General features: G+C 70.9%; 17 protein-coding genes and 2 pseudogenes. 9 read left to right on the top strand and 10 right to left on the bottom strand.

Going from position 1 to position 17,835, the window contains the following annotated elements; all coding sequences use genetic code 11:
- Positions 1 to 149: 149 nt before the first annotated feature.
- Entirely contained in the window at positions 150 to 1,547 is a 1,398-nt protein-coding gene (locus ABZ117_RS14070; RefSeq protein WP_356820469.1) for a cellulase family glycosylhydrolase, read from the top strand.
- Positions 1,548 to 1,601: 54 nt separating this feature from the next.
- Here ABZ117_RS14070 and ABZ117_RS14065 read toward each other — a convergent pair whose 3' ends face one another.
- Genes ABZ117_RS14065 through ABZ117_RS14050 form a run of 4 tightly spaced genes read right to left on the bottom strand, consistent with a single transcriptional unit; the run spans position 1,602 to position 7,084 of the window.
- A complete protein-coding gene (locus ABZ117_RS14065; RefSeq protein WP_356820467.1) occupies positions 1,602 to 4,007 on the bottom strand; it encodes a glycoside hydrolase family 3 N-terminal domain-containing protein in 2,406 nt (801 codons plus the stop codon).
- A complete protein-coding gene (locus ABZ117_RS14060; RefSeq protein WP_356820466.1) occupies positions 4,004 to 4,822 on the bottom strand; it encodes a carbohydrate ABC transporter permease in 819 nt (272 codons plus the stop codon). Before ABZ117_RS14060 ends, ABZ117_RS14065 begins: the two co-directional genes overlap by 4 nt.
- Positions 4,819 to 5,775 carry a sugar ABC transporter permease gene (locus ABZ117_RS14055; RefSeq protein WP_356820464.1) on the bottom strand — a complete coding sequence of 319 codons (957 nt, stop codon included), beginning with the start codon at positions 5,773 to 5,775 and terminating at the stop codon, positions 4,819 to 4,821. Before ABZ117_RS14055 ends, ABZ117_RS14060 begins: the two co-directional genes overlap by 4 nt.
- Before the next feature lie 7 nt (positions 5,776 to 5,782).
- Positions 5,783 to 7,084: an extracellular solute-binding protein gene (locus ABZ117_RS14050; RefSeq protein ID WP_356820463.1), complete on the bottom strand. Its 1,302-nt coding sequence runs from the start codon at positions 7,082 to 7,084 to the stop codon at positions 5,783 to 5,785.
- A gap of 134 nt (positions 7,085 to 7,218) precedes the next feature.
- On the opposite strand from ABZ117_RS14050, the gene ABZ117_RS14045 reads away from it, so the two are divergent.
- Together ABZ117_RS14045 and ABZ117_RS14040 are read left to right on the top strand one after the other, a co-directional pair.
- Positions 7,219 to 8,244, top strand: a complete 1,026-nt coding sequence (locus ABZ117_RS14045) for a LacI family DNA-binding transcriptional regulator (RefSeq protein ID WP_356820461.1) — start codon at positions 7,219 to 7,221, stop codon at positions 8,242 to 8,244.
- Between the two features lie 83 nt (positions 8,245 to 8,327).
- Positions 8,328 to 9,683 (top strand): APC family permease, encoded by a 1,356-nt coding sequence (locus ABZ117_RS14040; protein WP_356820459.1) that lies wholly within the window; start codon positions 8,328 to 8,330, stop codon positions 9,681 to 9,683.
- On the opposite strand, the gene ABZ117_RS14035 is transcribed toward ABZ117_RS14040, so the two are convergent.
- Positions 9,625 to 10,059: an ATP-binding protein gene (locus tag ABZ117_RS14035; RefSeq protein ID WP_356820457.1), complete on the bottom strand. Its 435-nt coding sequence runs from the start codon at positions 10,057 to 10,059 to the stop codon at positions 9,625 to 9,627. The two genes, ABZ117_RS14040 and ABZ117_RS14035, sit on opposite strands and share 59 nt — an antisense overlap.
- A 240-nt stretch (positions 10,060 to 10,299) precedes the next feature.
- On the opposite strand from ABZ117_RS14035, the gene ABZ117_RS14030 reads away from it, so the two are divergent.
- A complete protein-coding gene (locus tag ABZ117_RS14030; RefSeq protein ID WP_356820455.1) occupies positions 10,300 to 11,013 on the top strand; it encodes a GAF domain-containing protein in 714 nt (237 codons plus the stop codon).
- Positions 11,014 to 11,076: 63 nt separating this feature from the next.
- Here the strand turns inward: ABZ117_RS14030 and ABZ117_RS14025 are convergent, their stop codons facing one another.
- The gene (locus tag ABZ117_RS14025; RefSeq protein WP_356820606.1) at positions 11,077 to 11,427 is read right to left on the bottom strand and encodes an endo-1,4-beta-xylanase; all 351 of its coding nucleotides are present in this window, start codon (positions 11,425 to 11,427) and stop codon (positions 11,077 to 11,079) included.
- Between the two features lie 860 nt (positions 11,428 to 12,287).
- Between ABZ117_RS14025 and ABZ117_RS14020 the strand changes: the two genes are divergently transcribed.
- Both ABZ117_RS14020 and ABZ117_RS14015 read left to right on the top strand, forming a co-directional pair.
- Positions 12,288 to 12,983, top strand: a complete 696-nt coding sequence (locus tag ABZ117_RS14020) for a glycoside hydrolase family 11 protein (protein WP_356820453.1) — start codon at positions 12,288 to 12,290, stop codon at positions 12,981 to 12,983.
- Positions 12,984 to 13,049: 66 nt separating this feature from the next.
- Positions 13,050 to 13,733 (top strand): annotated as a pseudogene (locus ABZ117_RS14015) (polysaccharide deacetylase family protein); the annotation flags it as partial.
- Between the two features lie 350 nt (positions 13,734 to 14,083).
- Here the strand turns inward: ABZ117_RS14015 and arr are convergent.
- The 4 genes and pseudogenes from arr to ABZ117_RS13995 all read right to left on the bottom strand — a co-directional run.
- Positions 14,084 to 14,494 carry an NAD(+)--rifampin ADP-ribosyltransferase gene (arr, locus tag ABZ117_RS14010; RefSeq protein ID WP_356820451.1) on the bottom strand — a complete coding sequence of 137 codons (411 nt, stop codon included), beginning with the start codon at positions 14,492 to 14,494 and terminating at the stop codon, positions 14,084 to 14,086.
- Positions 14,495 to 14,767: 273 nt separating this feature from the next.
- Complete coding sequence (locus ABZ117_RS14005; RefSeq protein WP_356820449.1) at positions 14,768 to 15,040, bottom strand: hypothetical protein; 273 nt, start codon at positions 15,038 to 15,040, stop codon at positions 14,768 to 14,770.
- A 17-nt stretch (positions 15,041 to 15,057) separates the two neighbouring features.
- Complete coding sequence (locus tag ABZ117_RS14000) at positions 15,058 to 15,480, bottom strand: hypothetical protein (protein WP_356820605.1); 423 nt, start codon at positions 15,478 to 15,480, stop codon at positions 15,058 to 15,060.
- Between the two features lie 192 nt (positions 15,481 to 15,672).
- Positions 15,673 to 16,178, bottom strand: a pseudogene (locus tag ABZ117_RS13995) (NAD(P)-dependent oxidoreductase); the annotation flags it as partial.
- Positions 16,179 to 16,472: 294 nt separating this feature from the next.
- On the opposite strand from ABZ117_RS13995, the gene ABZ117_RS13990 reads away from it, so the two are divergent.
- The 3 genes from ABZ117_RS13990 to ABZ117_RS13980 all read left to right on the top strand — a co-directional run bounded on the left by ABZ117_RS13990 (position 16,473) and on the right by ABZ117_RS13980 (position 17,769).
- Positions 16,473 to 16,982 carry a CrcB family protein gene (locus ABZ117_RS13990; protein WP_356820447.1) on the top strand — a complete coding sequence of 170 codons (510 nt, stop codon included), beginning with the start codon at positions 16,473 to 16,475 and terminating at the stop codon, positions 16,980 to 16,982.
- Positions 16,979 to 17,347, top strand: a complete 369-nt coding sequence (gene crcB / locus ABZ117_RS13985; protein WP_356820446.1) for a fluoride efflux transporter CrcB — start codon at positions 16,979 to 16,981, stop codon at positions 17,345 to 17,347. The genes ABZ117_RS13990 and crcB overlap by 4 nt, the downstream gene beginning before the upstream one ends.
- A 68-nt stretch (positions 17,348 to 17,415) precedes the next feature.
- On the top strand, positions 17,416 to 17,769 hold the full coding sequence (locus tag ABZ117_RS13980) for an FmdB family zinc ribbon protein (protein ID WP_356820444.1): 354 nt from the start codon (positions 17,416 to 17,418) through the stop codon (positions 17,767 to 17,769).
- The last annotated feature ends 66 nt before the right edge of the window (positions 17,770 to 17,835 follow it).

The following is a 17,835-nucleotide window of genomic DNA, read 5'->3' as shown; positions in this document are numbered from 1 at the left end:
AAGGACAAATGCCGGGCTCAGCCGGGGACGTGCCGGGCCCGCAACCAGTAGACAGCAGGAGGCGCCGGACGGCACCGGACCCTTGAGAAGCGCCGCGACTGCTGGTGGGATGCGCGGCACGACGAACACCGCCGGCCCGGAGGTCTCCTGTGCTGCGAGCGATTCTGACGGCGAGTACGGCCGTCGCCGCGCTGCTTGCCCCCGCCACCGCCCCCACCACCGCTCACGCCGCCGCAACCGCCACCGTCGAGGACCCCGGGCGGGGCATCCCCCCGCTCACGGACCGGCAGGGGCGGGTCCTGACCCTGCGCGGCTGGAACCTCGAGGACAAGGCGCACCGTGGCGGCCAGGCGCTGACCGGCATCACCGAACGGCACCTGCGCGACATGCGCGCGGAGGGTTTCGGCCTCGCCCGGCTGCTGGTGTTCTGGGACGACCTGGAACCGAGGCCGGGGCGGTACAGCCGCGGTTACCTGAGCAGGATCGGACGGATCCTGGACTGGGCCGAACGCCACGGCGTGAAGGTCGTGCTCGACGCCCACCAGGACGTCTTCGGGCCCGCCTTCGGCCACCGCGGCATCCCCGAGTGGGCGACCAGGACCGACGGGCTGCCCTTCACGCCGCATCCGGACGACTGGTTCGCCGAGTACTTCGAGCCCGCCGTGCAGCGCGCCTTCACCCATCTCTACGAGGACGCCGACCTGCGCCGGGCCCAGGCCGGCATGTGGCGGACCCTCGCCGCCCGCTTCGCCCGCCATCCGGCCGTGCTCGGCTACGACCTCCTCAACGAGCCGATGGGCGAAGTACGTCCGGGGGAGGATCCGGTGACGGCGGCGGGCCGCATCGAGCGCGAACAACTGACGCCGATGTACAACCGGCTGGCCGGCGCGGTCCGTTCGGCCGACCGGCGCTCCTGGCTGTTCGTCGAACCCACCCCGGTCGTGGGCGAGGGCGTACCGACCGGCCTCGGCCGCGTCGAGGACCCCCGCGTCGTGTACGCGCCGCACTTCTACGACACCGCCATGGAGGCGGGCTCCGACTACGACCCCGGCGCCGGCTGGATCGAGTCGTACGAGCGGGCCGTGACCGTCTACCCGGAGCGGTACGGGGTCCCGGTCGTGGTCGGCGAGTGGGGGCCGCCCGACAGCACCCTGCCGAACATGGGCCGCTTCTACCGCGACGCGATGGCCTCCCTGGGCCGTTACACCTCCGGCTGGGCGGGCTACGAGTGGTGCTACGGCGGCGGGTACTGCGCTGTCGGTGCCACCGGCGCCTTCCGCACCCACAAGGAGCTGACCGCCGAGCCGTACGCGGAGGCCGTCGCGGGCACGGTCAGCTCCGCCGTGTACGACGCCGGGCGGGGCGTGTACCGGCTCTCCTACCGCGCGGCACGCCACGGTTCCCGGCTGACCGCGCTGTCCCTGCCGCCGGGCACCTGGCGGATCACGGCGGGCGGCGGCGCGGCCGTCGGGCGCCGGACGGCCGGCCGGGCGTGGGTGCGGGCCGTACCGGGCAGCCGGGTGACCGTCACCGTCGAGCGTGGCTGACGGCCGGCGCCGTGGCCCGCTTCCCGCCGGGGGCGGGCCACGGCGCGGTGGCGGTCAGACGGCGGTGTGCGGCTCGGGTTCCGGCCGTCCTGCCTCCTCCTGGACGAAGTGCGCGTGGAACCGGCGGCGGTGGTCCACGTGGCGTGCCGCGCCGGTCAGGGTGACCGTCGCCGTCAGCCGGACGTCGCTGCTGGACGCCGCCAGACGCAGGTGCAGCTCGCCCGGTTCGACCACCCGGCGCCCGTCGCGGCCGGTGAAGGAGGCCAGGTCGGCCGGTACGGTCACGCGCAGGCGGCGGGCCTCGCCCGGGGCGAGCGGGACCCGGGTGTACCCGATGAGCCGCTGCACCGGCTGGACGACGGAGGCGACCGGGTCGTGCAGGTAGAGCTGGACGGTCTCGGTGCCGTGCCGCTCCCCCGTGTTGCGCACCGTGAGGCCGAGGACGAACTCGCCGCCGGTGTCCGTCTCCGCCCGCCCGACCGTCAGATCCTCCCAGTCGAAGGACGTGTAGGACAGGCCGTGCCCGAACGCGAAGGCCGGGGTGGGGTCGATGCTGGAGACGTCGCCGGCCTGGGCGAGCCGGGCGCCGAGGTAGGTGGCGGGCTGGCCGCCCGTACCGCGGGGCACGCTGACCGGCAGCCGCCCCGAGGGGTTGGTCCGGCCGCTGAGGACACCGGCGAGGGCGGTGGTGCCCTCCGCGCCGGGGAAGAAGGACTGCACCAGCGCGGCGGCCTCCTCCGAGGCGCGGCCGAGGGCGTAGGGCCGGCCGGCGAGCAGGACCGCCACCACCGGCGTGCCGCTGTCCAGCAGCGCGTCGAGCAGGTACTGCTGGGCGCCGGGCAGGGCCAGTGACTCGGCGTCGCAGCCCTCACCGCTGGTGCCCCGGCCGAACAGGCCCGCGCGGTCACCGAGGGCCGCGACGACGACGTCGGCCCGGCGCGCGGCACCGACGGCCTCGGCGAGGCCGGAGACATCGCCGTCGTCGACGCCGGTGCCGCGGGCCACGGTGATCTCCGCGCCGGGGAACTCGCGCCGGAGGGCGTCCTCCAGGGTGGGCAGGTCGATGCCGGCCGGCGTCCCCGGGTGGTGCACGCCGACGTGCTGGGGGAAGGAGTAGCAGCCCAGTACGGCCGTGGGTTCGGCGGCGTTGGGGCCGATCAGGGCGATGCGGCGGGGCCGGTCCAGGGGCAGGGTGCCGTCGTTGGCCAGCAGGACGACGGCCTCCTCGGCGACGGCGCGGGCCAGTTCCCGGTTCTCGGCGGTGTCCAGGCCGACGCTGCCGCGCAGGGCGTCCGGGTCGTCCGGACCGCCTCCCCGCAGGGCGGCCGGGACCGGGTCCCAGCCGGCGTCGAGCAGGCCCAGCCGGGCCTTCTGGGTGAGCACCCGGCGCAGGGCGCGGTCGATGAGCGACTCCGGGACCCGGCCCGCGGCGACGGCTTCGGCGAGGGGCGCGCCGAACGTCTTGACGGTCGGCAGTTCCACGTCGACGCCTGCCCGCAGGGCCGCCCCCGCGGCCTCCGCCCAGTCGCCGGCGACGCCGTGCAGGGTCTTGAGGAAGGCGATGCCGAAGTAGTCGGCGACGACCGTGCCGTCGAAGCCCCAGGTGTCGCGCAGCAGCCCGGTGAGGAGGTCCTCGTCGGCCGCGGAGGGCATGCCGTCGGTGTCGGTGTAGGCGTGCATGACGGAGTCGGCGCCACCCTCGCGCACGGCCATCTCGAAGGGGGGCAGGACGATGTCCGCCCGCTCGCGCGGGCCCATGCCGACGGGCGCGAGGTTGCGGCCGGCACGGGAGGCGGAGTATCCGGCGAAGTGCTTCAGGGTGGCGACGACGCCGGCGGACCGCAGCCCCTGGACGTAGGCGGTGCCGATGCTGCCGACGAGGTACGGGTCCTCGCCGATGGTCTCCTCCACGCGGCCCCAGCGGGCGTCGCGGACCACGTCCAGGACAGGCGCGAGACCCTGGTGGACGCCGACGGACCGCATGTCGCGGCCGATGGCCGCGGCCATCCGGCGGATCAGGCCGGGGTCGAAGGTGGCGCCCCAGGACAGCGGGACGGGGTAGGCGGTGGCGCCCCAGGTGGCGAACCCGGCCAGGCATTCCTCGTGCGCCAGGGCGGGGATGCCGAAGCGGTTCGCGGCCATGATCCGCTTCTGGGTGCGCAGCAGGGAGAGCGCGCCGAGCGCGGGGTCGACGGGTGCCGTGCCGAAGGGGCGGGTGAGCTGTCCCAGACCGGCCGGCAGGAGGGCGTCGAGGTCGACCGCGTCCTCCATGTCGTGCTGGTGCGGGGCGACTTCGGCGCCCTCGTCGGACGCGCCGACCCACACGCCGTACAGCTGGGCGATCTTCTCCTCGACGGTCATCGCACCGATCAGCGCGGACACCCGGGTGCCGGTGTCCTGGGCCGGGTCGTTCCAGAGGGGGACTTCGGGGATGGTCTCTACGGCCACGTTGGCGGTCACTTTCCTCCCATGCCCATCAGGCCCTGGACGAGGGCCCGGCGGGCGAACAGGTAGACGAGCAGGACGGGCACCATGGAGAGCGTCACGGCGCCCAGCAGACCGGGGATGTCGATGCCGTGCTCGGTCTGGAAGTTGTACAGGCCCAGCGTGATCACCTTGGTGGAGTCGGACTGGGTCAGGACGAGCGGGAACAGGAAGCCGTTCCAGGCCTGGAGCGCGGAGAACACCACGATCGTGGAGAGACCGCCGCGCGAGAGCGGGACGACGAGCTGGAAGAACATCCGCCGCGGGCTCGCCCCGTCCATCGTCATGGCCTCGAACAGCTCGGGGCTGATGTCGCGCATGGCGCCGCTGAGGATGAGGGCCGACATCGGCAGGCAGAACGCGGCGGTGGGCAGGATGATGCCGAGCAGGTTGTCGTACAGGCCCGCCTCGCTGATCAGGTAGAACATCGGGACGATGACGGCCTGGGCGGGGATGGCGAGGCCCAGCAGGAACAGCCGGAAGATCTGCGAGGTGACCCGGCCGCGGCTGCGGACGATCGCGTAGGCCAGGGGCGGCACGAGCAGCAGCACCACGCCGACGACGCAGACGGTGACGACGACGGTGTTGAGGAAGTACCGGCCGAAGCCCGAGTCGAAGGCCCCGGTGTAGTTGTCCAGGGTGAGGTCGCGGGGGAAGGACAGGGGGCCGTGCTTCGCGTAGTCCTCGCGGGTGCGCAGGGTCGCGGTGAGCATCACGTACAGCGGCAGGCCCACCAGGACGAGCCAGACGAGCGAGCCGGCGCCGGCCGGGTAGTTGGGGCGCTGCCTCATGACACCCCCTCCATGGAGCTGCGCATCCTGTCGTAGCCGGAGACGCGGACGACGATCAGCGAGACGACCGTGGCGGCGACGACCAGGCAGAGGGCGATGGCCGAGCCGGCGCCGAAGTCGAAGCCCTTGAAGGCCTTCTGGTACATGTAGTAGGAGCTGATCGTGGTGTCGGTGCCCGGTCCGCCCTGGGTGAGGATCAACACGGTCTCGAAGGTGGTGAGCCCGCCGACGATCATCAGGATCATCGAGGTGATCACCGAGGTGCGCAGCTGCGGCAGGGTGATGTGGAAGAACCGGCGGTAGCGCCCCGCGCCGTCGATCGCCGCCGCCTGGTACAGCACCTGCGGGACGGCGCGGGCGGCGCCCTGGTAGATCAGCGTGTGGAACGGGGTGAACTGCCAGGTGCTGACGAAGGCCAGCACGCCGATCGCCGAGCTCTGCTCACCGAACAGGTTGCCGTCGCCGAACAGCCAGGTCATCCGCGCGGGGATGCCGAAGTTCGGGTCGAGCAGCGCCCGCCACAGCACCGACACGGCGGTGGAGGACAGCAGCAGCGGGACGAAGTAGATCGCCGACAGGACGGCGCGGTTGCGCTGGTGTCCGGCGGCCCAGACGCCGAGCACGATGCTCAGCGGGGTCTGGAGGGCCACGCCCAGGCCGGTGAGCAGCAGGGTGAGCCAGATGCTCTTGATCATCACGGGGTCGTCGAGGATGCGCCGCCAGTTGTCCGTCCCGACGAACCGCGGTGACCCCAGGCCGTTCCAGCTCATGAAGGACAGCACCGCCACCATGATCAGCGGCACGATGGCGAAGAGGGCGAAGAACAGGGTGGCGGGCAGGGCCCAGAGGAAGCCGGGGCGCGTGCCCTGGGCGGTGTAGGAGGCTTCCGCCCGCCGCCGGTCCTTCCCGGGGGCCGTGGCGGCGGGCGGGGCGCTCGTGGTCTGTGTCGTCATGTGCGGTTCACTCGGCCGGGAGGGCCTGCATGGCCTTGATGAAGCCGTCGGTGTCGAGCTGCCCGTCGAAGAACTGCTGGACGGCCTGGTGGATGGGCGTCATGGCCGACGGCGGGAAGGCCTGGTCCCACGACAGCTGGAAGGACTTCGCCTTGGCGACGAGGCCGTACTGGAAGCGGGAGTAGGCGGGGCTGGCCGACGTGCCGAGGAACTGCGGCGTGTTCGTGGTGGTCGGCAGGTTGCCGATGGCCAGCTGGGCCTTGACGAACTGGTCGGAGTACATCAGCTTCAGGAACCGGGCGACCGCCTCGGGGTGTTCGGTCTTCTTCAGCACCGAGTAGAAGTTGTTGGTGTTGCCGACGACGTCGGACGGGTCGCCCTTGCCGCCGGGGACGTCCGGGAACGAGCTGTAGCCCAGGCCCTTGGCGGCGAAGTCCTTGACGTCCTGCTGCTGTTGCGCGTAGTACCAGGAGCCCATCAGCTCGAAGCCGGCCTTGCCCTGGGCCACCAGCGCGGGCGAGGCGCCGTTGGTGTACTTCACGGAGTCGTAGTTCTTGCCGAAGGCACCGGCGTCGACCAGCTCCCGCAGCATGCCGAGCGCCTTACGGCTGTCCGCGCTCGCCCAGGCGTCCTTGTCGCCGTCCAGTGCCTTCTGGAACAGCCGCGGGCCGGCGACGCGGTCGTAGACGTACTCGAACCACATCAGCGTCGGCCACTGGTCGCCGCCGCCGAGGGCGATGGGGGTGGTCCCCTGGGACTTGAGCTTCTTGACGGCGTCGATCAGCTGGGGCCAGGTCGCGGGCCGCTCCACGCCCGCCTTGTCGAGGACGTCCTTGTTGTGGAACAGCAGGACCGGCTGGGTGCCGCGCATCGGGATGCCGTAGGGCTTGCCGTCGATGACGGCGCTGTTGTAGACGGCGGGCAGGAACTTGTCGTCCAGGTTCGGGTCCTTCTTCACGAAGTCGTCCAGCGGCATCAGCAGCCCGGCCTTCACGAACGGCTGGATGCTGCCGCCGCCCCAGTTGAAGAAGACGTCCGGCGCCTGCGGCGTGTTGATGATCGTCTGGAGCTTCTGCTGGTAGTCGGCGCCGGGGATGGTGTCGAGGACGGCCTTGACGTCGGACGTCCGGTTGAAGGTGTCGACGATCCGCTTCTCGACCTTGTTGCTGGCGTCCCCGTAGACCAGCACGTGGATCCTGCCGTCGTCCGAGGAACCTCCCCCGCTGTTTCCGCAAGCGGCGAGGCTCGCCGCCAGGGCGAGCGTCGCGCCGCAGGCGAGCACCCGGGGTATCCGTGTACGCATGATCATCCGCCTTCCGAAAGTTTCGGTACTAAAGTCGAAAGTCCTGCGGCTGGACAGTAGGAGCACACCGAAGAAATGGTCAACGGTCGTGCACGCACGCGGCCAAACCGTTATCGGACGCCATGCCCTATGCTGCCGCCATGGGCGCAGAAGACGAGGTCGGCCGCAGAGTGACCCTGGCAGCCGTGGCCAAAGAGGCCGGCGTCTCCCTCCCGACAGTTTCGAAAGTCCTCAACGGTCGTTCGGATGTGTCCCCGGCAACCCGGGACAAGGTCGAGCGCCTGCTGGAGGTTCACGGCTACCGCCGGCGCACCCCGGGACCGCCCCCGGCCCCGCTCATCGAGATCGTCTTCCACGAACTGGAGAGCGTCTGGGCGATGGAGCTGATCCGGGGCGTGGAGAACGTCGCCCAGCGCAGCGGCGCCACCGTCGCGCTCACCGAGAGCGGGACACGGCAGGCGCCCGGACCCGAGTGGATCGAGGGAGTCCTGCGCCGCCGACCCCTGGGAGTGCTGCTGGTCTTCTCCACCGTCCCGGAGGCCGTGAAGAGACGGCTGCGGTCCCGGGCCATCCCGTTCGTCATCGTGGACCCGGCCGGTGATCCCGATCCCGACGTACCGTCCGTCGGTTCGGCCAACTGGGCCGGCGGGCTGGCCGCCACCCGCCACCTCACCGACCAGGGCCACGAACGCGTCGCCATCATCACCGGCCCCGAGGACCTGATGTGCTCGCTGGCCCGGCTGGACGGGTACCGCTCCGCGCTGGCGATGGCGGGCCTGGAACCGGACCCGCGGCTGGTGCGCTTCGGCGACTTCCACGTCCAGGGCGGCTACGAGCACGCCCTGGAGCTGCTGCGCCGCCCGGACCGGCCCACGGCGATCTTCGCCGGGAGCGACCTCCAGGCGCTGGGCGTCCTGGAGGCGGCCCGGGTGCTGGGCCTGAGCGTGCCGCGGGAGCTGTCGGTGGTGGGGTACGACGACGTACCGCCGGCCCGGTGGTCGAGCCCGCCGCTCACCACCGTGCAGCAGCCGCTGCGGCGCATGGCCGAGGAGGCGGCCCGGATGCTGCTGCGGCCCGCTGATCCCCGCAAGGCCGCCCTGCGCATCGAGCTGGCCACGCATCTGGTGGTGCGGCAGAGCACCGCCGCGCCGCCCGCGCCGCACTGAACTCGCGCCTGCGGGAGAGGCGCGGCCCGCACCGGTCGCAGGAGACAGGCGTGGTTCGCGTGCCGGCGGGGACACGGATCGACATGTCGATAGCGAGAGAACAGGCACCGGAGACCGCCCCGGGCGGCCCCGCGCTCAAGCAGGCCCTCACCACCCCCCTGCTGTACTTCTTCATCCTCGGCGACGTCCTGGGCGCCGGTGTGTACGTACTGGTCGGCCAGATCGCCGCCGACGTGGGCGGGGCGGTGTGGGCACCGCTGCTCGTCGCCCTCGTCCTGGCGATGCTGACCGCCGCCTCGTACGCCGAGCTGGCCACGAAGTACCCCCGGGCGGGTGGCGCCTCCCACTACGCCACGCGGGCGTTCGGCCCGTTCGCCGGCTTCCTGGCCGGCTTCTGCATGCTCGCCGCCGGCATCGTCTCCGTCGCCGCCCTGGCCCGCGGTTTCGCCGGTGACTACCTGTCGGCCTTCGTGTCCCTGCCCGTGGGCCTCGTCGCCGTGGTCTTCCTCGCCCTGCTCGCCCTGCTCAACGCGCGCGGCATCAAGGAGTCCACCCGGGCGAACGCCGTCGCCACCGTCATCGAGGTCGGCGGACTGGTGCTCATCGTGGTCCTCGGCGCCTGGCTGCTGCTGCGCGGCGACGGCGACCCCGGGCGGCTCACCCGGCTCGGCACCGCGGACAAGGGCGCCGCGACCGCCCTCCTGAGCGGCTCGGTGCTGGCCTACTACTCGTTCGTGGGATTCGAGACCTCCGTGAACGTCGCCGAGGAGACCCGGAACCCGCGCCGCTCGTACCCCCGGGCCCTGTTCGGCGCCCTGGCCACCGCCGGTGCCGTCTACGTCCTGGTGGGCGTCGCCGCCTCAGCCGCGGTGCCGACCGGCCGGCTCGTCGCCTCCAGCGGCCCGCTGCTGGAGGTCGTCAAGGAGGCGGGCGGCGTCCCCGTCCGCCTCTTCAGCGCGATCGCGCTCGTCGCCGTCGCCAACGGTGCCCTCCTGACCGGCATCATGGCCTCCCGGCTCGCCTTCGGCATGGCCCGCGACGGGCTGCTCCCCGCGCCGCTGACCGCGGTCCTGCCGGGCCGCCGCACCCCGTGGGCCGCGATCGCGGCCACCACCGTCCCGGCGATGGTCCTCGCGCTGACCGGGAGCGTCGCCACGCTGGCGTCCACCCTGGTCCTGCTGCTGCTCGTGGTCTTCCTCATGGTCAACATCGCCGTGCTCGTCCTGCGCCGCGAACCGGGCACGGAGCGGCACTTCCGGGCCCCGACGGTGCTGCCCGTGCTGGGCGCGGCCTCCTGCGTCCTGCTCGCCACGCAGATCGAGGGCCGGGTGTGGCTGCGGGGGCTGGTCGTGCTCGCCGTCGGCGCGCTGCTCGCCGGGGTCACCGCCCTGCGCGGTGCCCGTCGTCCACCGGCGAGGACGGCCGAAAACAGGCGATGACGGTCTTGCCGTGCGGGCACGGCCGGGCCTCCCAGCTCTCGGCCAGGGCGTTCATGAGGAGAATGCCCCGCCCGCCGGGCTGAAGGGAGTCGGGCTGCCGGGGAGACGGCAGCTCCGGCGACGTGTCGTGCACCGCGATGTGCAGGCAGTCGCTGTCCCAGGACATCACCAGCTGCGCGGTGCTGTGCGCGTGGATCTGTGCGTTGGTGGCCAGCTCCGACACGACCAGCAGCACGTCGTCCGCCGTATCGGGGGCGGACTCCGACCAGCCCAGCTCGTCCAGATGGGAGCGTGCCCAGTCACGTGCCGTCTTGACCTGGCTGTTGAGCGGCAGTGAGCGTGCCCAGCCCACCGCGCGAAGCGAACGTCCGTCCACGATCATCCTTGTCCGTACCGACTCGGCCGTCTTCGTCTGTCGGCCTACCGGTTACCCGCATACCGGCCCGGTACCGCCGCGGCGTGCCGGCGGCCGGGCCGGGTACTCCGTGGACATGGTCTGTCCTCGTCAGCCGGCGCCCTCGTCGCGCCCGCGGTGTCCCCGGCCCGCCCCGCCCGCGGCGCGCGCCCTGCCGCTCCCCGCCCCCGCTCCCCGCCCCCGCGAGTCACGGAGGGCGGGATGACACCCGACGTGACGAAGGCGGTGCGGATGGTCGCGGAGGCCGCGGACGGGGCGGCCCTGACGGAGGTGCCCCGGCGGGTGTGCGCGGCGGTGTCCGAGGGACTCGGCATGGACGGCGCCACCCTGTCACTGCTCACCGACACGCCCTCGCGCCAGCTGCTCGCCGCCTCGAACGACGCCGCGCTGCTGCTGGAGGAGATCCAGTTCACCCTGCTGGAGGGGCCGTGCATCGCCGCGGCGCACCGGGGCGAGCCCGTGGCGGTGGACGAGCTGCGCGGCGCGGTGACGCCCTGGCCGCTGTTCGGAGCCGCCATGCGGGAGAAACTGCCGCAGGTGGAGTCGGTCTACGCGCTGCCCGTCTTCTTCGGCGACTACGTCCTCGGCTCCGTCGACCTGCTCGCGCTGCGCCCCCACGCGCTCGACGAGGAGGCGCTGGAGCGTGCGTCCGCCGTGGCAGACGCGGTGGCGGCGGCACTCCTGCCCACCCGGGACGTGATCATCACCGGGGACCGGGCCCCGTCCTGGGAGCCGGTCGACGTCGTCCGCGCGCACTGGTTCGACACCGCGCGGGCCGTCGGTGCCCTGGTGGCCACCCGGGAACTGACCCCCGAGAACGCGCTGGCCCTCATGCGCGCCGAAGCCTTCCGCACGGGCAGGTCACTGGCCGACATCACCCGGGACATCCTGCACGAGTCTCCCGGCTCGCCGTAGTCGCCGCCCGGCCCCGGCCCGCGGCCCGTCTCCGGTTCCGCGTCGGCGACGGCTCCCCCGGCCTCAGCGGGCGGTCCGGGGGCGTGCCCGGCCCGCCAGTTTCGACTCCAGTGCCCGGTACGCCGGCTTCGGCCGGTACTCCTCGTCGTACAGGTCGGCGGCGCCCTCGCCGGGGAACGTGCCGGGGACCCAGGAGTACCGGTCGGTGAAGCCCCACACGGTGAACGAGACGCAGTGCCGGGTGCGCAGGCAGGCGTCGAGGAGGCGGCGGTAGCCCTCGGCCTGCGTGGCCGGCTTCGTGTCGTCGGCCGGCACGGCCATGCGGACGTCCGCCTCCGTCACCGCGGTGTCCAGCCCCAGTCCGTCGAAGCGGGCGAAGTCGGCGGCCATACCGGTGGGCAGGTCGTACCGGATGCTCAGGTGGCCCTGGAAGCCGACCCCGTCGACGGGGACGCCGTCGGCGCGCAGCGGCTGAGCAGGTCGTGGACGGCGTCGCTCTTCGGGCCGCCCACTCCGTGCTGTAGTCGTCGTACTCCCCCTGGCACGGCTCGACCGATTCCCGCTTCATGACGTCCTCGGGGGTGACCGTGGAGAACCCGGAGCCCGTGAGCCGGCGGTAGGCGGCGTCATCGGCGAGGGCGGACATGTCGACGGCGGTGCCGACGCGCAGATGGTCGTCGGCGGCGAGCTGCCGCAGCGGACGGTCCGGTACGGCGGAGCCGTTCGAGGCGCCCGCGGGACTCGCGGCGAGAAGGGGGAGCAGGGCCGGACAGGAGGTCGCGGCGGCGGCCGTGACGAGCCGGGAGAGGTTCACGGGACTCCTCAACGGGGTCTCGAAACATTCGGTACACAAGACGAGCGTTGCGACACGGTAAGCAGCTCCATTCTCCCCGTCAACCGCGGGGACAGAGGTCGCCGGAAGCTGTGCAGCGCCGGGAAGATCGGCCAGCCGGCTCAGCGACAAGCCCCAGAGGCCCGTCATGAGCCCTCGACCTCCCGTACGAGAAGCGTCCGAATCTTTCGACACCGGACTCGGGCGAACTCCTTCGAAGTTTCGGTGAAATTTCGGAAACGGACGCATTGACCGGCGTTTCCGGCCCGGCGCATACTCTCCAGCAATCGACCCCCTCCCCCAGCTCCCCCGGCGCCGACCCGCTTCGCCGCGTCAATTGACGCGAGCATGCCAGCGAGCGCTGTCGAGCACCCACCCAGCACTCGCGCTCACCCAGCACTCACCCAGCACTCACCCAGTACTCACCAGGAGGAAGCCACACATGGACAACGACAAGGCCCTCGACCGCGCGATGAGCCGCAGGGGCTTCATCAACCGTGCCGGCGCTCTGGCGCTGGCGACCTCCGCGTCCGGACTGCTGCTGCCCGGCACCGCCCACGCCGCCACGACCATCACCACCAACCAGACCGGCACCAACAACGGCTTCTACTACTCGTTCTGGACCGATGGCGGTGGATCGGTCTCCATGACCCTCGGGTCCGGCGGCAACTACAGCACCTCGTGGACGAACTGCGGGAACTTCGTCGCGGGCAAGGGCTGGAGCAACGGCGGACGCCGGAACGTGCAGTACTCGGGCAGCTTCAACCCGTCCGGCAACGGCTACCTGTCGCTGTACGGATGGACCTCCAACCCGCTCGTGGAGTACTACATCGTCGACAACTGGGGCACCTACCGGCCCACCGGGACCTACAAGGGCACGGTCACCAGCGACGGCGGCACCTACGACGTCTACCAGACGACGCGATACAACGCCCCCTCGGTGGAGGGCACCAAAACCTTCAACCAGTACTGGAGCGTGCGGCAGTCGAAGAGGACGGGCGGAACCATCACCACCGGCAACCACTTCGACGCCTGGGCCCGCTACGGCATGCGGCTGGGCAGCTTCAGCTACTACATGATCCTCGCCACCGAGGGATACCAGAGCAGCGGCAACTCCAACATCACGATGAGCGGCTGACCCTCCCCGCCCGCCCCGCTCTCCGCACCCCCACCGCGGTCACGCCGCCCCCCACGAGGAGGACCCATCCGCATGCGCGCCGCACACCGCCCCCTGCTGACCGCCCTGGCCGTCGCCGCGACGGCCGTGGCCGGCACCGTCACCGCCGCCGGCACCACCCCGGCACACGCCGCCGGCTGCACCGGATACGTCGGACTCACCTTCGACGACGGGCCGTCCAACGCCCACACCCCCGCCCTGCTCAACGCCCTGCGGCAGAACGGCCTGCGGGCCACCATGTTCAACGAGGGCCAGTACGCCGCCGCCTACCCGGCCCAGGTCCGGGCCGAGGCAGCCGCCGGCATGTGGATCGGCAACCACAGCTACACCCACCCCCACCTCACCCAGCAGAGCCAGGCACAGATCGACTCCGAGGTGTCCCGCACCCAGCAGGCGATCGCCGCGGCCGGCGGCGGTACGCCGCAACTGTTCCGCCCGCCCTACGGCGAGACCAACGCCACGCTCCAGGCGGTCGAGGCCAAGTACGGCCTGACCCAGATCATCTGGGACGTCGACTCGCAGGACTGGAACGGCGCGAGCACCGACGCGATCGTGCAGGCCGCGTCCCGGCTGACCAACGGCCAGATCATCCTCATGCACGAATGGCCCGCCAACACGCTCGCCGCGATCCCGCGCATCGCGCAGACACTGGCGGGCAAGGGCCTGTGCGCCGGCCGGATCTCCCCACAGACCGGCCGAGCCGTGGCACCCTGACCGCGACCCGCGCTCGACACAACGAAGCCCCGCCTCGGGGGTGACCGGCGGGGCCTCGCTGTGTCGTTGGGGGCTGGGGGCGGTGGCGCGGCATCCGGGTGGAGGTGCACCCATAGCTGGGGCCGCCCTGAGCCGCTGGCTGCTGGTCCAGGGCGTCTGCACGTACCGCAGCTCGGCACACGTCACAGCAGCGGCCGGCACGGCGGCGAACAGGATGGACGACCACAGACCACGACGACCGGGCGGCTGCCGGCGTCGGTGACGACCTGGTGGTTGGTGGAGTACCGGACCGCTCGGCGATCGTGCTGTCGCGGGTAGGGACCAGGATGCCGCCACCATGAACGGCCTTAGTTGATGATTTCGGCGCGATCATCCACACGGATTGCCGCCAGGCGTTCTCGCCACATCTGGAGAGCTTCGGGTGTCTGTCGCGTCCAGTCGGTGACCTCGGCGACGATCCGGAGCGGCTCCTTGCTGCGATAGGAGCGGGTGGGATTGCCGGGGAACTTCCTGTCGGTGACGTTCGGATCGTTCTCGAACTCCCCGGTCGGTTCGACGACGTACACGCGCGGAGCCCCGTCCCCGGCGGCGAGTTCGGCGGCGAGTCCTGCGCCGTCGCGCAACGCGGTGAAGTAGATGTGGTTCATCACGATCTCGGGCCGGTAGTTCGAGCGGAAACCGGCGGTGAGGTGATCTCCGACCCGCAGGTCTGCCTTCGTGCCGTGAAAGAACGGTCCCTCGTCCAACACCTCGTCCATCGCGACAGGTTATCAAGCCAGGCTGTCGTGACGGCGAGCTGTCCAGGAGGGCTCGGACGCCTTGGTCACACCGGCGACAGCAGGATCATCCAGCGCTGACCGGTAGTTGAGGGACAGCCCTCGGCCGGAGGAGGAGACGCTTCACAGTGACGCCCTCTGACAGCACAACGGTGTGGGGCCTGACCGAGCAGGCCCCGGTGTGCGCCGGCCGGGGCGAGTCACAGCCCGACGCAGGGCCTGATCAACCGACCGGTGGTTGCCGTCGACCGACGCTCACGCAAGACCGCGGAGCACCGGAACGGCCTGCCCGCGGGCCGGGATACCGGCGATCACCGAGTCAGTCCGCTCGGCCGCCTCGGCATACACGGCCAGGACCTCGGCCAGGCTCACGTCGGGGGCGAGGCGGAACTCGTCGGCGTCCGGCCCGTCCGCCTTCCGCTGGGACCCACGTCGCTGCTGAAGGACCAGGGTGCCGTCGGCGTCGAGGAGGGAGGTGTCATGGTGGTCGCTGGCCCCAACGGTGATGTTTGGATCCGGCTCGGCCACGGAAGCCCCGGGGCTCGTCAGAGCTTGCCGCCGATCTCACAGGCCCGGCACGGCGGTCGGCCGCAGGTGCACTGCATGATGGCATCGAGGATCTCGCGGTCGTGGTAAAGACACTCGTCCTTGCAGGTGTGGCGCGGGATGAATCCTGCCGGGATCTCGCCGGGCCACGGCTCGTGGCCGTCTCGGCAGCGGATGAACCGCTCGGGGTCGGCGGAGTGCAGTTCATGCATGCTCGACCGCGCCTCGTCCTCCAGTTCACGCACTCGCTCCACCAGAGCCTTGAGCTCGGCGGCGATGCCGGAGTACCGTTCGGCGCCGGTCCTTACGTGCGCGGCCCGCAGTGCCATCGCTGCATTGCCCAAAAACCTGCCGGCATCCTGAAGGTCGGTCACGTGGTGCATCTGAATGCCGGTCACACCCCGGACCCACACTGCGTCCATGCTCACTGATCCACCTTCCCGGCGTTCGCCTGGTTTTCTTACGAGAGATTACGCGCGGCGCCGGAATCCCTCCATGCCGTGCCGGAATCTCCCCGCAATGAAAAACAATCTATTTACGGACGCTAAAGGTTTCACCCGTGCCCGTCCAGTCAATCGTGGGTGAATCGGATCACAGCCGGGGTGGTGGATCTTCTATTGAATGTTGATTTCTTGTCCGCCGGACGTCACACTCGCCCGTGCCGGTGATCCGGTGACCGTGCAGGAGCTCGGCCCCGTCCCGGCAAGCCCATCGCCTTCGGCGATCAGGTACTCCGGGCGAATATGGCGACCGTCGAGCCAGCACTTCCAAAATCTCCCGCGTACCGGCCGCGTGAGCGTGCCTGCGCCGAGAGGGTCGACCCGGACATGTGCGGCGTCATCGCCCCGTAGGGCATGGTGCGCCAGGGATGGTCGGGCGGTGGCGGCTGCGGGTACCAGACGTCACCGGTACAACCGGCCAGTTGGCCGCTTGCGAGGGCGTGTACGACGGCGTCCCGGCTGACGATGAGCGCCCGTGCGGTGTTGACGATGTACGAGCCGCCCTTCATCGCCCCGATCAGCTCCTCGTCGAAGAGGTTCTGTGTCTGCGGATGCAGCGGAGTGTGGATCGAGAGCACATCGACGGAGCAGACCAGCGAACGGGCGTCGGGATGCCAGGTCCACGGTCATGACGTAGGCAATGGCGCTCGGCAGGTGGACGTGGTCCCGACCCGATCCCCGCGGTGATCGCGAGTCTGAGCCGGGAAGCCGCGGCGATGTGTTCGGGAGTCAGACAGGGGCCAGATCGGCTGTGAGACGACCACGTCGGACTTTTGCCATGGCCGTCCTCCATCGGTGGGGACACTGTTCCTGTGAACGGGTGGGGCACCGGCAAGCCGGTCGAACACCGATCTTGATTTTTAGTCGAGTGTGCGTCAGTACGGCAATCCCTGGGATAATGGGGAGGTGTTCCAGTGAATAGAGATGCGGCTATTTCGATGAGGCTTTTGACAGGAGTTCGGGAGCCGTTCCGCGTACGTCTGAGCGGGGGCGTCCTGGCGGCGGTCGCGCTCGGCGGCCTTCTGGGCGGGACGGCCCGTTATGCGCTGGTACTGGCCTTCCCCGCCTCGGGGGCGGCGTTTCCGTGGACGACGTTCGCCGTCAACGTGTCCGGGGCGTTCGCGCTGGCGCTGCTGCTCGTGCATGTGTTCGAGGTCTGGCCGCCGACCCGGTACGTGCGGCCGTTCGCCGCCGTCGGCTTCCTCGGCGCCTTCACCACCTTCTCGACCTGGATGGTCGACACCGATCGCCTGCTGGGCCACGGCCACTACGCAGCCGCGGCATTGAACGTTGTCGGAAGCCTCTTCGCCGGCCTGGCCGCAACCGTTCTGGGCCTGGTCATCGGCAGACTGATATCGGCCCGGCGCATTCGGCTCGACGCGCGGCGCGGGCGCGCCCGCCGGCACGGCTGGTGGGTGCGGTGATCACTCTGTTCGCCGTCGGTGCGGCGGCCGCCGTCGGGGCGGTTGCGCGTTACGTACTCGACCAGTACGTCCAGTACCGGAGCCCGGGCGCGTTCCCGCGCGGCACCTGGCTGATCAACGTGACCGGCTCATTCGTACTGGGACTGCTGGTGGGCCTCGGCGCACGGCACGCGCTGCCGGAGCAGGTCGTGACCATTGGCGGCATCGGTTTCTGCGGCGCCTACACGACGTTCTCCACATTCAGTTACGAGTTGGTCCACCTGTGCGAGAAAGGGCAGGTCGGCAAATGCTTGCTGTACGTCGTTTCGAGTATTGCGGTGGGGCTTGCGGCAGCGGCGGCGGCGCTCGCCGTCGGGTCCTCATGAGAAGGTCCACGCCCGGCTGTCCGGTACTTGACACCGGGCTTTGCGAGACGTCTTCTTGAAGGTAGGAAATGCGTTGTGGCGTGCGCCGGTCGGGTGCGCACCGCACGCACTCGGGTCTGGGAGCGTCCACCGGCACCCGGAGGCTGCTGATGGCAACCTATGAATACCTATGCAGCCGATGTGGGCCTTTCGATGTGAAGTTGACGATCGGGACGGCACCCAAGGCGTATGGCTGCCCTGTTTGCGCAGTCGCTGCGAAACGTGTGTACTCCTCGCCCAGCCTGAGGCTGACCTCGCACGCGGTCGCCGCCCTCCATGTCCGGGAGGAGCAGGCGCGTGAGGCCCCGGCGGTGGTGTCCCAATTGCCGCCGCGCAGAAGGGTGCACCCGCACCCCGCACTCTCGCGGCTGCCGCGTCTCTGAAGGCGGTGGTTGACAAGGCAGAACGCCTCATGCGGGTTTCGGCATCGGAACACGACGTCGTTCCCG

The sequence above is a fragment of the Streptomyces sp. NPDC006309 genome (assembly GCF_040613095.1).
In the GTDB taxonomy this organism is placed as follows: domain Bacteria; phylum Actinomycetota; class Actinomycetes; order Streptomycetales; family Streptomycetaceae; genus Streptomyces.
This window is presented reverse-complemented; position numbering and strand designations above follow the sequence as displayed.

Bases quoted from the DNA above. Each gene is read 5' to 3' on its own strand.
- ABZ117_RS14040 (WP_356820459.1), top strand. From the start codon at position 8,328: ATGTCGATAGCGAGAGAACAGGCACCGGAGACCGCCCCGGGCGGCCCC.
- ABZ117_RS14055 (WP_356820464.1), bottom strand. From the start codon at position 5,775: ATGACGACACAGACCACGAGCGCCCCGCCCGCCGCCACGGCCCCCGGG.
- ABZ117_RS14020 (WP_356820453.1), top strand. From the start codon at position 12,288: ATGGACAACGACAAGGCCCTCGACCGCGCGATGAGCCGCAGGGGCTTC.
- ABZ117_RS13980 (WP_356820444.1), top strand. From the start codon at position 17,416: ATGCGTTGTGGCGTGCGCCGGTCGGGTGCGCACCGCACGCACTCGGGT.
- arr (WP_356820451.1), bottom strand. From the start codon at position 14,494: ATGGACGAGGTGTTGGACGAGGGACCGTTCTTTCACGGCACGAAGGCA.
- ABZ117_RS14050 (WP_356820463.1), bottom strand. From the start codon at position 7,084: ATGATCATGCGTACACGGATACCCCGGGTGCTCGCCTGCGGCGCGACG.
- ABZ117_RS14030 (WP_356820455.1), top strand. From the start codon at position 10,300: ATGACACCCGACGTGACGAAGGCGGTGCGGATGGTCGCGGAGGCCGCG.
- ABZ117_RS14000 (WP_356820605.1), bottom strand. From the start codon at position 15,480: ATGGACGCAGTGTGGGTCCGGGGTGTGACCGGCATTCAGATGCACCAC.
- ABZ117_RS14060 (WP_356820466.1), bottom strand. From the start codon at position 4,822: ATGAGGCAGCGCCCCAACTACCCGGCCGGCGCCGGCTCGCTCGTCTGG.
- ABZ117_RS14045 (WP_356820461.1), top strand. From the start codon at position 7,219: ATGGGCGCAGAAGACGAGGTCGGCCGCAGAGTGACCCTGGCAGCCGTG.